This window comes from Streptomyces sp. NPDC058195, assembly GCF_042883525.1.
Lineage (GTDB): Bacteria > Actinomycetota > Actinomycetes > Streptomycetales > Streptomycetaceae > Streptomyces.
This window is the reverse complement of sequence record NZ_JBHVVM010000029.1, coordinates 19,269-31,437: the sequence shown is the minus strand read 5'-3', so window position 1 is coordinate 31,437 and position 12,169 is coordinate 19,269. Positions and strand designations below refer to the sequence as shown.

Annotated in this window: 14 protein-coding genes; 8 read left to right on the top strand and 6 right to left on the bottom strand. The window is 71.9% G+C overall.

Annotated features, from left to right (window positions below; translation table 11 throughout):
- Positions 1 to 72 precede the first annotated feature (72 nt).
- The 4 genes from ACFVWY_RS28730 (at position 73) to ACFVWY_RS28715 (ending at position 2,214) form a co-directional block, all read left to right on the top strand.
- Positions 73 to 288, top strand: coding sequence for a hypothetical protein (locus ACFVWY_RS28730; RefSeq protein WP_389877522.1), 216 nt, complete (start codon positions 73 to 75; stop codon positions 286 to 288).
- A 168-nt stretch (positions 289 to 456) separates the two neighbouring features.
- Entirely contained in the window at positions 457 to 1,098 is a 642-nt protein-coding gene (locus ACFVWY_RS28725) for a TetR/AcrR family transcriptional regulator (protein ID WP_389877521.1), read from the top strand.
- A 142-nt stretch (positions 1,099 to 1,240) separates the two neighbouring features.
- Complete coding sequence (locus ACFVWY_RS28720; RefSeq protein ID WP_389877520.1) at positions 1,241 to 1,468, top strand: DUF3107 domain-containing protein; 228 nt, start codon at positions 1,241 to 1,243, stop codon at positions 1,466 to 1,468.
- A gap of 476 nt (positions 1,469 to 1,944) precedes the next feature.
- Positions 1,945 to 2,214: a hypothetical protein gene (locus ACFVWY_RS28715; protein WP_389877518.1), complete on the top strand. Its 270-nt coding sequence runs from the start codon at positions 1,945 to 1,947 to the stop codon at positions 2,212 to 2,214.
- A gap of 35 nt (positions 2,215 to 2,249) precedes the next feature.
- Here the strand turns inward: ACFVWY_RS28715 and ACFVWY_RS28710 are convergent, their stop codons facing one another.
- Positions 2,250 to 2,984 (bottom strand): ferritin-like fold-containing protein, encoded by a 735-nt coding sequence (locus tag ACFVWY_RS28710; protein WP_389877516.1) that lies wholly within the window; start codon positions 2,982 to 2,984, stop codon positions 2,250 to 2,252.
- A gap of 483 nt (positions 2,985 to 3,467) precedes the next feature.
- On the opposite strand from ACFVWY_RS28710, the gene ACFVWY_RS28705 reads away from it, so the two are divergent.
- Together ACFVWY_RS28705 and ACFVWY_RS28700 are read left to right on the top strand one after the other, a co-directional pair.
- Entirely contained in the window at positions 3,468 to 5,312 is a 1,845-nt protein-coding gene (locus ACFVWY_RS28705) for a DEAD/DEAH box helicase (protein WP_389877514.1), read from the top strand.
- A 116-nt stretch (positions 5,313 to 5,428) separates the two neighbouring features.
- A complete protein-coding gene (locus tag ACFVWY_RS28700; protein WP_389877512.1) occupies positions 5,429 to 6,280 on the top strand; it encodes an alpha/beta fold hydrolase in 852 nt (283 codons plus the stop codon).
- Between the two features lie 52 nt (positions 6,281 to 6,332).
- On the opposite strand, the gene ACFVWY_RS28695 is transcribed toward ACFVWY_RS28700, so the two are convergent.
- A complete protein-coding gene (locus tag ACFVWY_RS28695; RefSeq protein ID WP_389877510.1) occupies positions 6,333 to 7,220 on the bottom strand; it encodes an NYN domain-containing protein in 888 nt (295 codons plus the stop codon).
- 209 nt (positions 7,221 to 7,429) lie between these two features.
- On the opposite strand from ACFVWY_RS28695, the gene ACFVWY_RS28690 reads away from it, so the two are divergent.
- A complete protein-coding gene (locus ACFVWY_RS28690) occupies positions 7,430 to 7,582 on the top strand; it encodes a hypothetical protein (RefSeq protein WP_093549992.1) in 153 nt (50 codons plus the stop codon).
- Positions 7,583 to 7,663: 81 nt separating this feature from the next.
- Here the strand turns inward: ACFVWY_RS28690 and ACFVWY_RS28685 are convergent, their stop codons facing one another.
- The 3 genes from ACFVWY_RS28685 to ACFVWY_RS28675 all read right to left on the bottom strand — a co-directional run bounded on the left by ACFVWY_RS28685 (position 7,664) and on the right by ACFVWY_RS28675 (position 10,070).
- Entirely contained in the window at positions 7,664 to 8,269 is a 606-nt protein-coding gene (locus ACFVWY_RS28685; RefSeq protein ID WP_389877509.1) for a MarC family protein, read from the bottom strand.
- Positions 8,270 to 8,438: 169 nt separating this feature from the next.
- Positions 8,439 to 9,305, bottom strand: coding sequence for a PHP domain-containing protein (locus ACFVWY_RS28680; protein WP_389877508.1), 867 nt, complete (start codon positions 9,303 to 9,305; stop codon positions 8,439 to 8,441).
- 126 nt (positions 9,306 to 9,431) lie between these two features.
- Positions 9,432 to 10,070, bottom strand: a complete 639-nt coding sequence (locus ACFVWY_RS28675; RefSeq protein WP_389877507.1) for a DUF6758 family protein — start codon at positions 10,068 to 10,070, stop codon at positions 9,432 to 9,434.
- A gap of 166 nt (positions 10,071 to 10,236) precedes the next feature.
- On the opposite strand from ACFVWY_RS28675, the gene ACFVWY_RS28670 reads away from it, so the two are divergent.
- Complete coding sequence (locus ACFVWY_RS28670; RefSeq protein WP_389877505.1) at positions 10,237 to 11,469, top strand: MFS transporter; 1,233 nt, start codon at positions 10,237 to 10,239, stop codon at positions 11,467 to 11,469.
- Between the two features lie 84 nt (positions 11,470 to 11,553).
- On the opposite strand, the gene ACFVWY_RS28665 is transcribed toward ACFVWY_RS28670, so the two are convergent.
- A complete protein-coding gene (locus ACFVWY_RS28665; protein WP_389877503.1) occupies positions 11,554 to 12,138 on the bottom strand; it encodes a suppressor of fused domain protein in 585 nt (194 codons plus the stop codon).
- Positions 12,139 to 12,169 lie beyond the last annotated feature (31 nt).

The window sequence follows — 12,169 nt, the reverse complement described above, 5'->3', positions numbered from 1 at the left end:
GTTCGCGGTCACAGACCGCGTAGCGGCCCGTGGAGGGAACTCCTACGCTCGAAGCTAAGGAAGGGAGTCACCATGACGGTCGACCCCAGCGACCCGGAGACCTTCGAGGCCGTACAGCCGGACGAACCGGATCAGGAGACCCCCCGCGCGGACGCCGCCGAGCAGCAGGCCGATCTCCAGCAGCGGGACGACGAACCGCTCACGGACCTCGACCGGGACGGCGCCGATGAGGCCGACGCGGTGGAACAGGCCCGCGTCGTGGCACAGGATGAGGACGATTACCGCTAATACAAGCCGCTTTGTCCCGATGGCCGGGGAATCTGTGGCTACCGCAGCCGTCCGGTCCATGAAATTCTGCGTCCGCGCCGCGCACACCCGGGATACCCAAAAGTACGATGGCTGTAGGGCGCAGCGTGTACGGAAAGGCTGAGTCAGATCACATATTTGGGAGGCGGCGTGACAGCCATCGAGCAGACCGAGGCGGCGCGCCCGCGAGGCACTCGCCTGCCTCGCCGCGCCCGACGCAACCAGCTGCTGGGCGCCGCGCAGGAAGTCTTCGTGGCGCAGGGCTACCACGCCGCGGCGATGGACGACATCGCCGAGCGGGCCGGGGTCAGCAAGCCGGTGCTCTACCAGCACTTCCCCGGCAAGCTGGAGCTCTACCTGGCGCTGCTCGACCAGCACTGCGAGGCGCTCCTCCAGGCGGTCCGCACGGCCCTGGCCTCGACCACCGACAACAAGCTCCGGGTCGCCGCGACGATGGACGCCTACTTCGCGTACGTCGAGGACGAGGGCGGCGCCTTCCGGCTGGTCTTCGAGTCCGATCTGACCAACGAACCGGCGGTGCGCGAGCGCGTGGACCGGGTGTCGCTTCAGTGCGCGGAGGCGATCTCCGACGTCATCGCCGGTGACACCGGGCTGTCCAAGGACGAGTCCATGCTGCTCGCGGTGGGGCTGGGCGGCGTCTCCCAGGTCGTGGCCCGTTACTGGCTCTCCAGCCGGTCCACCATCCCGCGCGACACCGCGGTCCAGCTGCTGACATCCCTGGCCTGGCGGGGCATCGCCGGTTTCCCGCTGCACGGCATCGATCAGCACTGACGCGGGCCGCCCGGCGCGGCCGCCGTCCGTGTTCGCTGCGGGCGTTGCCCTCCAGCGCCGGACGGCCCCGCCCAGCGGGCTAGTGTGTGCTGCGTACGGCGCGGCTCACCGCGCAGGGACTGACCGTCGGAGGGACATAGCCGTGGAGGTCAAGATCGGGGTGCAGCACTCGCCCCGGGAGATCGTTCTGGAGAGCGGACTTTCCGCCGAAGAGGTCGAGAGCGCGGTCGCCGAGGCGCTCGACGGCAAGGCGCGGCTGCTCAGCCTCACGGACGAGAAGGGCCGCAAGGTCCTGGTGCCGGCCGACCGGATCGCCTACGTGGAGATCGGCGAGCCGACCACGCGGCGCGTGGGGTTCGGCGCGCTGTAGGCAACACGCTCCGAGCGATAACCGCGGCGGGGGGCCCGGGGGGGGGCCCCCCCGGCCCCCCCCCCGGGGCCCCCCCCCCCCCCGCGGCGGGGGGTCCGCGCGGTTTACCCAAACCCGCCCGGCCCCAACCCCGGGGCGGCGCCGGGGTGGTACCCCCCCGGGCCCCCCGCCCGTTTGCGCGTGCCGGGCCGTGCGGCGCGGGACGCACGGACGCGGCCGTACGGGCCCGCTCCTCGGACACAGCGCGACTTGATCCGGGCGCGGGCCGCACGGGTGCGGCCGTACCGCCGCACCCGTGACGACCGCGCGTGACGACCGCGGGTGCGCGGCAGGGATTCCGGTTGCGAAGGCGGTGCGGAGGAGGGTTGCGTTCCGGCCACCTCGGGTAGGACCACCCACGACCGCATCTGGGGTCCGTCCGGCGCGCACGTGCCGGTCGGCCCCTCACCGCCCCGCTATCCGCGAGGTGATCATCTGTGATCCTGGAACCGCTCGGCTCCGTCGCCCTCGGGCTCGTCCTCGCCTGGCTGGCGCTCCGCTCGCTGTCGCACCGGCTGCCGTCCCGCCGGGCCGTCCTCACCACCGGCGCGCTGGGAACGCTGTTCGGCGCGTATCTCATGCACACGGTGCTGGGTCCGGGCCATGCCGTGGCCACGCTGATCGGCGCGACGCTGATCGGAGCCGTGACGCTCTCCCTGCTGATCCGCCCCCGCAGTCATCGGCTGAGCCGATCAGCCGCGGCCTGAGGCCGGCCCGGCGGCCGGCCCCGGTGAACGGCCCGTTACGCGGCCAGTCCGAGCGCGGCCATGCGCTTGGTGTGCGCCTCGGTGATCCGGGAGAACATCCGCCCGACCTCCGCCAGGTCGAAGCCGTCCGCCACGCCGCCGACGAGCATCGTCGAGAGCGCGTCGCGGTCGGCCACCACCCGCTGCGCCTGGGAGAGCGCCTCGCCCATCAGCCGTCGGGCCCACAGCGCGAGGCGGCCACCGACACGCGGGTCGGCCTCGATCGCGGCACGCACCTTCTCCACGGCGAAGTTCCCGTGCCCGGTGTCGTCGAGCACGGCCAGGACGAGCGAGCGGGTGTCCGAGTCCAGCCGGGCGGCGACCTCGCGGTAGAAGTCACTGGCGATCGAGTCGCCGACGTACGCCTTGACCAGGCCTTCCAGCCAGTCCGAGGGCGCGGTCTGGCGATGGAAGTCGTCGAGCGCCCTGGCGAACGGCTCCATCGCGGCGGTCGGCTCCGTCTCGATCGCGGCCAGCCGCTCGGAGAGCCGCTCGAAGTGGTGGAATTCGGCGGAGGCCATCTTCGCCAGCTCCGCCTTGTCGGTCAGCGTCGGCGCGAGCTTGGCGTCCTCGGCAAGCCGCTCGAAGGCCGCCAGCTCCCCGTACGCGAGTGCTCCCAGCAGGTCCACGACCGCTGCCCGGTACTGCGGCTCCACCGACGCGGTGGCCCAGTCCTGGGCTGCGATACCGGTGGGTTCAGGGGTTTCAGTGGCGTTGTCAGGCGTCTCCATGGAGCGCAGAATAGCCCGCCCGGCGAAGGACGGAGGGGCCTGGCCAACCAGTGACATCACACCGTTCCGATGAATTCGCCCAACACACATGCGCGAATCCGGGGTACAGTGGTATTGCGCCTACTGAGTATTTTGGATGTGCCGGTGGCGTGAAAATGGTGAAAACGAATGAGGATGCCCGGTCGGTGGCCCGATCGGCTCCGACCCGACAGCCCTCCACGCGGGTCGTACAGCACGTACGACCGCAGATGAGGGGCCCCCTCAGCGGCACGAGCGCTCGAGCGACGGCAGTGGTCCCACGCCACCCGGCCCATCCCGGCCGGATGACCCATACCGGCGTGGTACGACCCCCCGCGTTCGCCTCGGGCCGCGTCTCACAGAAGAGGCAGCACCCTGACTACGTTTCGTGAACTCGGGATTCTTCCCGAGACCGCCGAGGCCCTCGAAGCCGTCGGCATTGTGTCCCCGTTCCCCATCCAGGAGATGACGCTCCCCGTCGCGCTCTCCGGCTCCGACGTGATCGGCCAGGCCAAGACCGGCACCGGCAAGACCCTCGGTTTCGGTCTGCCGCTGCTGGAGCGCGTCACCGTGCCCGCGGACGTCGAGGCGGGCCGGGCCGGGCCCGAGAAGCTGACCGAGGCGCCGCAGGCGCTCGTCGTCGTCCCCACCCGTGAGCTCTGCCAGCAGGTGACCAACGACCTGCTGACCGCCGGCAAGGTGCGCAACGTCCGCGTTCTCGCGATCTACGGCGGCCGGGCGTACGAGCCCCAGGTCGAGGCCCTGAAGAAGGGCGTCGACGTGATCGTCGGCACCCCGGGCCGGCTGCTCGACCTGGCCGGACAGCGCAAGCTCGACCTCTCGCACGTCCGCGCCCTGGTGCTCGACGAGGCCGACGAGATGCTCGACCTGGGCTTCCTGCCCGACGTCGAGAAGATCATCACCATGCTTCCGGCGAAGCGGCAGACGATGCTGTTCTCGGCGACCATGCCGGGCGCGGTCATCGGTCTGGCCCGCCGCTACATGTCGCACCCGACGCACATCCGCGCCACCTCGCCCGACGACGAGGGCGCGACCGTCGCGAACATCTCGCAGCACGTCTACCGGGCCCACTCGATGGACAAGCCGGAGATGGTCTCCCGCATCCTCCAGGCCAACGGACGCGGCCTCGCGATGATCTTCTGCCGCACCAAGCGCACGGCGGCCGACATCGCCGAGCAGCTGGAGCGGCGCGGCTTCGCGTCCGGAGCGGTCCACGGCGACCTCGGCCAGGGCGCCCGTGAGCAGGCGCTGCGCGCCTTCCGCAACGGCAAGGTGGACGTCCTGGTCTGCACCGACGTCGCGGCCCGCGGCATCGACGTCGAGGGCGTGACCCACGTCATCAACTACCAGTCGCCGGAGGACGAGAAGACCTACCTCCACCGCATCGGCCGGACCGGCCGCGCGGGCGCCAAGGGCATCGCGATCACGCTGGTCGACTGGGACGACATCCCGCGCTGGCAGCTGATCAACAAGGCGCTGGAGCTCCGCTTCAACGACCCGGCCGAGACCTACTCCACCTCGCCGCACCTCTTCGAGGAGCTCGACATCCCGGCGGGCACCAAGGGTGTCCTGCCGCGTTCCGAGCGGACCCGGGCGGGGCTGCGGGCCGAGGAGATCGAGGACCTGGGCGAGACGGGTGGCCGCGGCCGGAAGTCCGCCGCGCCCGCGGCGCGCGAGGAGCGCGAGGAGCGCCCGCCGCGCACCCCGCGCCAGCGCCGTCGTACCCGGGCCGGAGCCTCCGTCGCCGACGAGGCGGCCACCACCGCACCGGCCCCGGCCGAGGCAGCGGCAGCCGACGCCCCGGCGGAGCCGCGTACGCCGCGCCGCCGTCGCCGTACCCGGGTCTCCGCCGGACCGGAGGCCGCGGCCGAGGTGGTACTGAGCACGGTGGAGGCCGTGATCGAGGTGGAGCCGCAGGCCGCCGCCGAGCCGAAGCAGACCGCTGAGGAGGCGCCCGCGGCCAAGCCGCGCCGCCGCCGTGCCCGGGTGGCCAAGCCGGCCGAGGCCGAGGTCGACTTCCAGATCGCGCCCATCTCCGAGCCGGCCGCCCCGGCGAAGACGGTGACCAAGCCGCGTCGCCGCGTCCGCGTCGTCAAGCCCGAGGACGAGGTCGACTTCCAGATCGCGCCCATCTCCGAGCCGGTCCCGGAGAGCAAGCCGCGCCGCCGCACCCGTACGGCCGCCAAGCCGAAGACGGAGGCGGTGGCCGAGGCTCCGGCCGCCGAGGGCGAGGCGAAGCCGCGCAGGCGCCGGGCGCCGCGTGCGGCCGCTGCCAAGACCGAGGGCTGAGCGGCCACCGCTCAGCACCCGATACGCCGGACGGGCCCGAGGACGACCTCGGGCCCGTCCGGCGTTCCCGCGCCCCGCACCTGCCCGCCCGGCGCGCCACGGCTTACCCTCCTCCCATGAGCCGGCCGCACACCTTCACCCCGCCGCCCTGCGCCCACGCCCGCGAGCTGCGCACCCCGCGCGGCGACTTCGCGGTGCTGGACGCCTCGCCGCCCGGTGCCGTGCGCGGCACCGCCCTGCTGGTGCCCGGGTACATGGGCAGCAAGGAGGACTTCGTCGCGCTGCTCGAACCGCTCGCGTCCGCCGGGTACCGCACCGTCGCGGTGGACGGCCGCGGGCAGTACGAGACCGTGGCCGGGGCGGACCGCCCGGAGGAGTACGCCCAGGGCGAGCTGGCCCTCGACGTGCTGGCCCAGGCCACCGCGCTCGGCGGCAGAGGGGCGGGCACCGTCCACCTGCTGGGGCATTCGCTCGGCGGGCTGATCGCCCGCGCCGCGGTGCTGCTCGACGCCTCGCCGTTCCGTTCGCTGACGCTCATGTCGTCGGGGCCCGCGGCGGTCGTCGAGGCCCAGCGGCTCAAGGTGAAGGTGCTCAGCGACGCCCTCGCGACGATGAGCATGGCCAGGGTCTGGCAGGCCATGCGCGCCCTCGACCCGCCGGAGGACCTGGTGTCGCGCGACGAGGCGCTGCGGCGGCGCTGGCTGCTGCACCGGCCCGCCCAGCTGATCGCCACCGGTCGCCAGCTGGTGACCGAGCCGGACCGGGTGGACGAGCTGGCCGCCCTGGGACTTGCGGTCCATGTGCTCTCCGGCGAGCACGACGACACCTGGCCGGTGCCGGTGCTCGACGAGATGGCCCTGCGGCTCGGCGCGCGCCGCACCCGGATCGTCGGCGCCGAGCACTCCCCCAACACGGACCGCCCGGAGCCGACGGCGGCCGCCCTCGCCGCGTTCTGGGACAGCCTGTAGGGCGACGGGGCGACCGGTTCTCGTCAGGTACGGCGGGGTGGGGCGGTTCTCGTCAGTACTGCGACTGGAGGTGCTGCCAGAAACCGTCGCGCAGCGCCCGGCGCAGGTGCGCGTGGCCGCGCAGCGAGTGCTGGAGCAGCCGTTCGGCCTCGACCAGCAGGTCCTGGTCGACGGAGCCCGGCAGATACGGATGTCCGGGCAGCAGGTCGGCGAGGGAGTCGCGGCCCCGGGCGGCCAGCCAGGCCGCGGCGATCTGTGCGCCGACGAAGCGGACGTCGTCGCGCGGCGGCGCCGGGGTGTCGTCCTCGTAGGTGGTGACGGGCCGTCTGGTGACGTACGGGCGGCAGAAGTCCAGGTCGAAGGTACGCTGGCTGTCGACCTCCCAGAGCAGCGGTTCCGCCTGGTTGCGTCCCTCCCCCGCCTCGATGCCCCACAGGTGCACCCGGGCCCCGTACCCCTGCGCCGCCTCCACGGCGGAGACCAGGTCCTCGTCGCCGCCGACCAGGGCCGCGTCGCTGATGGCGCGGTGCCGGGCGAGCGATTCGAGGTCGGTGCGGATGAGTGAGTCGACGCCCTTCTGCTGGTTGTTGGCGTTGAGGTTGCCGAGTCTGACCTTGACGTCGGGGAGTTCGGCGATGGACTGCTGCTCGACGGTGTGGATGCGCCGTCTGGCTCCGTCGTACCAGTACACGCGGAGCAGCCTGCTGTCGGCGAAGATCGTCCGGGCCTTGTCGATGAAGGCCTCGATCAGTCCTTCCGCGTCGAGGTCGAAGGAGCGGCGGTCCTCGGTGCCGGTGACGAGCAGTCCGGCGGCGGCGTACACATAGCCCGCGTCGACGAAGATCGCGTGGGTCGAGGGTGTTCTCGACACCTCGGCGAGCACCCGCTGGAGCAGTTCGTTGGTGCGGTCCAGCCGCTCGCGGATCTCTGCTTCGTTCATGCGCGCCTCGTCGTCCTCGGCCGCCCGGTGACCAACTGATGCTTAGACATCCAAAAAATTTCCTTAGCGTAGGGAATGTTTGCTCCTGGCAAGCCGTTGTACCCCGTGTGGAGCGCAGGACGGCGATGTCCGGTGCCCTCATCTTTGCGGACGGTTCATCCGTCCTCCCAGCAGTTCTCCATCAGGAGGATCAGACGAAGGGGAGCCTTATGCGCTTCGAGATCATGCGCCTTGACGATGTCGACGGTACCGCCGTGGACAGCACCGTCGTGGACGCCGCCTCCGTCAACCGGATCGTGCAGCAGGCCGCAGCCATGGGCCAGCGCATCTACATCCGCCCGGCCGAAACCTCGGCTTCGTAACGCTGTACGACGTAAAAAGACGAAGCGCCCCCGTACGGAAGGTCCGTGCGGGGGCGCTGTGGTGTCCGCCGGGCGGGGCGGTCAGGAGCCCTGGATGACCTGGGTGACCCCGTTGATGATCTGCTGTACGGCGATGGCGGAGAGCATCATTCCGGCGAGCCTGGTCACCAGCACGACGCCGCCGTCCTTGATGACCCGGATGATCAGCAGCGAGTAGCGCATGGTCAGCCAGAGCACGAGGTGCATGACGATGATCGCCGACCAGACCGAGACCTGGGCGGCCACCGTGTCGGCGTGCTGCACCGCGAGGATCACCGACACGATCGCGCCGGGCCCGGCCAGCAGGGGCATGCCCAGCGGTACGAGCGCCACGTTGACGTCCTTGGTCTGCGTCGGCTCGTCGGTCTTGCCGGTCAGCAGGTCGAGCGCGATCAGCAGCAGGAGCAGCCCGCCCGCGATCATCAGGGCGGGTACGGAGACATGCAGGTAGTCGAGGATCTGCTGGCCGAGCACGCCGAAGACGGCGATCACGCCGAAGGCGACGATGACCGCCTGGAGCGCCATCCTGCGCTGCATCTTGGCGGGGCGGCCCGCGGTGAGCGCGAGGAAGATCGGGGTGATCCCGGGCGGATCCATAATCACAAATAGCGTAAGAAAAAGGGATCCGAAGACAGCGACGTCGAACACAGTGAGCCTTGCGAGAAGAGAGATGAGCGGAGGGGGGTGAAACGGCCTGGCGGAGCGCACCGCGCAGCCATGACGGCGGCCGGACGGCCGGGGCGCGCGGCAGCGGTGCGCGGTGACAGGAGTGAGGTACGAGGGCGCGGCGGAGGCACGTGCCCCGGCGCGTGTGCCGTTACGCGGGGCGAGGTCCGCCAGCGCCCGGCACGGGGAAGGCTCCCGTGGCGCGCCGGGTGATCTCGCCGTAGATCTCGGGGTCGGTGACGCACTCGCCGAGCCCGACGGTCTTCCGGCTGCCGTGGTAGTCGCTCGACCCGGTGGTCAGCAGTCCCAGGCCGCGGGCGAGCTCGCGCAGCCTGGCCCGGGCCGGCTCGTCGTGGTCGGTGTGGTCGACCTCGATGCCGTCGAGGCCCGCGGCGGCGAGCCGGGCTATCGACGCCTCGGGCACCACCCGGCCCCGCTTGACAGCGGCGGGGTGGGCGAAGACCGTCACGCCACCGGCCGCCTTGACCAGCCGGATCGCCTCGAACGGGTCGAGTTCGTGCTTCTCGGCGTAGGCGCGTCCGCCGTCCGCGAGCCAGTCGGGCGTGAAGGCGTCGGAGACGGTCTCGACGACGCCCAGCTCGACGAGGGCGGTGGCGATGTGCGGCCTGCCGACGGAGCCGTCCCCGGCGATCTCGGCGACCCGCTCCCACGCGACGGGCACGCCCAGCTCTTGGAGCTTGCGCACCATGGTCCGGGCGCGCGGCACCCGGTCGTCGCGCACCAGCTCGCGCTCGCGCGCCAGCTCGGGCTCGTCGGGGTCGAAGAGGTACGCCAGCAGATGCAGGCCCACGCCGTCGAGCCGGCAGGACAGCTCGGCGCCGGTGACGAGGGTGAGCCCGTCCGGCAGAGCGGCGATCGCTTCGGCGTGGCCGCGCACGGTGTCGTGGTCGGTGAGGGCGATGACGTCCAGGCCCGCGGCCGCGGCGTTGCGCACCAGCTCGGCGGGGGTGTCCGTGCCGTCCGAAGCGGTGGAGTGGGTGTGCAGGTCGATGCGCACGACGCGTACTCCAGTGCTCGGGGCCGGACAAGGGGACATTCAAGGATAACCGGCGTATCAGCCGCGCCCGGCGAGAGGGGCTCAGCAGGGCGGGAGGGGGCTCGGCGGGGCGGGCGCGGCCCGGTCTCAGCCGAGCAGGCGCGGGGTGAGCGCCCCGCAGGGCACCAGGTCCATCTCTCCCCCGGCCTCGCGCAGATCGGCGAGCACCAGCTCGTCATACATCAGCAGTCCGGACTGCTCGGGCCAGACGATCGCCCAGAGCCAGAGCCCGCGCGCCTCTCCCGCGAAGACCGCCCGGTCGGCCGGGGCGCCCTTGACATGCCAGAGCGGCGTGGGGCGGCCGGCGGCGAGCATCTTGACGTCCGGCGGGCCGTCGACGTCCAGATACGGACCGGGATCGGGGCCTTCGACCCCGGCGTACCGCGCACCGAGCCCGACGCCGAGGTCCTCGGTGACGAGCAGCAGTTCTCCGATGCCGCCGACCGGGCCGGGGCCGGAGCAGGCGACGGCGGTGGCCCGGCCCCCGCTGCGGTCGTCGCCCGCGCTCGCCACTCCGGTGAACAGCCAGCCCACCGGCAGCGGCCAGGGCATCCACACCGGCACCCGCGCGCGGCGCACCACCACTCCCAGCGCGTCGACACTGGGCGGGATCACCGGCTGGAGCGGCTGCACACTGCCGTGCTCGGCGCACTGCCAGGTGTCGGCGAACAGACCGGGCGCCCTGACCCGGCCTCCGCACTTCGGGCAACTGGGTTCGCCCCTCATAGCGACCAACGGTCCTCCACGACCGCCGCCGCGTCAAGCAAGATCACCCGTACGCGAGGGGCGCCTCACCAGCGCAAATAGATGTAGCTTACACTCATTAGAGTGTCTAACTTATTCTGTGTATAGCACAGCTACCCAGGGCAACCCATGGAGAGCGAGAGGGCCCATGCAGACAGAGGATCCGTTCGATCAAGGCGCCGGAAGCATCCTGCGCCAGCCGAAGGCCGTCTGGGCGACGGCGGGCGCGTCCGTCGTGGCGTTCATGGGGATCGGGCTGGTGGACCCGATCCTGCCGTCCATCGCCAGGGGCCTGGAGGCGACACCGAGCCAGGTGTCTCTGCTCTTCACCTCGTACTTCCTGATCACCGCCGTGGCGATGCTCGTCACCGGCTTCGTGTCCAGCCGGATAGGAGGCCGCAAGACCCTGCTCCTCGGGCTCGCGCTGGTGGTCGTCTTCGCCGCGCTCTCCGGCACGTCGTCGTCGGTCGGCGAGCTCGTCGGCTTCCGGGCCGGCTGGGGACTGGGCAACGCGCTCTTCGTATCGACCGCGCTGGCCGTGATCGTCGGCGCCGCGGCCGGCGGCAGCGCGGCGGCGATCCTGCTCTACGAGTCGGCGCTGGGCCTCGGCATGGCCTGCGGGCCGTTGCTCGGCGCCCTGCTCGGCGACGCCAGCTGGCGCTACCCGTTCTTCGGTACGGCCGCGCTGATGGCCGTCGGATTCCTCTGCATCACCGCGTTCCTGAAGGAGCAGCCCCGGCCCGCCCGGAAGACCTCGCTGCTCGACCCGGTCAAGGCGCTCGGCCACGGCGGGCTGGCCTCGGTCGCGGCTTCCGCGTTCTTCTACAACTACGCGTTCTTCACCATCCTGGCCTTCACCCCGTTCGTGCTGAACATGACGCCGTACAAGTCGGGCGCGGTGTTCTTCGCCTGGGGGCTGCTGCTCGCGGTGTTCTCGGTGCTCGTCGCGCCGCGGCTCCAGGAGCGCTTCGGCTCGCTGAAGGTGCTCGGCGCCTCGCTGGTGCTGCTCGCCGCCGACCTGCTGGTGCTGGGCTACGGCAACCACACCGCGGCGATCGTCTGCACGATCGTCTCCGGTGCCTTCATCGGCATGAACAACACCGTGTACACGGAGCTGGCGCTCGGCGTCTCGGACGCGCCGCGCCCGGTGGCCAGCGCGGGCTACAACTTCGTCCGCTGGTTCGCCGCGGCCGCCGCCCCCTACCTCGCGCCGAAGATCGAGGAGTGGAGCGACATCCACATGCCGTTCGTCGTCGCCGCGATCGCGGCCGTCGCCGGTGCGGCCGTCGTCTGGATCCGGCGCTCGGCCCTGACCCACGAGGCCCACGCGCTGGAGCCGAAGCACGCCACCGAGGACAGCGTCACGGTCTTCGCCGACTGACCCGGACCCGCTCCCCCGCCCCGCCCCGCCCGCGGCTCCCCCTCCCGGCCGCGCGGCGGGGCCCGGCGTACGCCCGCGCAGGCGTCAGTCCAGCGACACCGAGCCGCGCAGCGGATCGCGCAGGTCCGTGCCGTGCGAGAGCCAGCGTTCCTGGAGCTCCTGCGCGCCCCTGACGCGCTTCCACGCGGCCTCGTTGGGCGTCATCGGCAGCAAGGGCAGGAACCGCACCGGCTCCCTCGGCGCGTCCAGTTCCAGATCCTCCACCAGCCCCCCGGACTCGGCGACCAGTACCGAGTCGAACGGCGCCCCGGGCCACAGCGGTCCGCCCAGGTCCAGCGAGGCGCCCGGCGCCACGATCACCCCCTCGACCTGCGGCGAGGCCGCCAGCACGGCCAGCGGGCGCAGCACCTTGTCGGTGTCGGCGAGCCCGGCCCGTACGGAGAGGACCAGTTCGGCGCGCGGGCCCTTCAGCGGGTCCACCACGACGGCGGCCGGATCGGCCATCGGCTGGGCCGACATCCCGAGCGTGGCGTAGCGCACCACGTCCCCGTCGGCGAAGCGCAGCACCTCGATCCGGTCCGTGCCGAGGAAGGTCACCGAGGCGCGCGCGTCCGGTTCGCCGAGAGCCGTGAGCAACCGTGCCTCGACCAGAGCAAGAATTTCTTCCATCCCGCGAGCATAGGTCGCGTATGGAACGGGC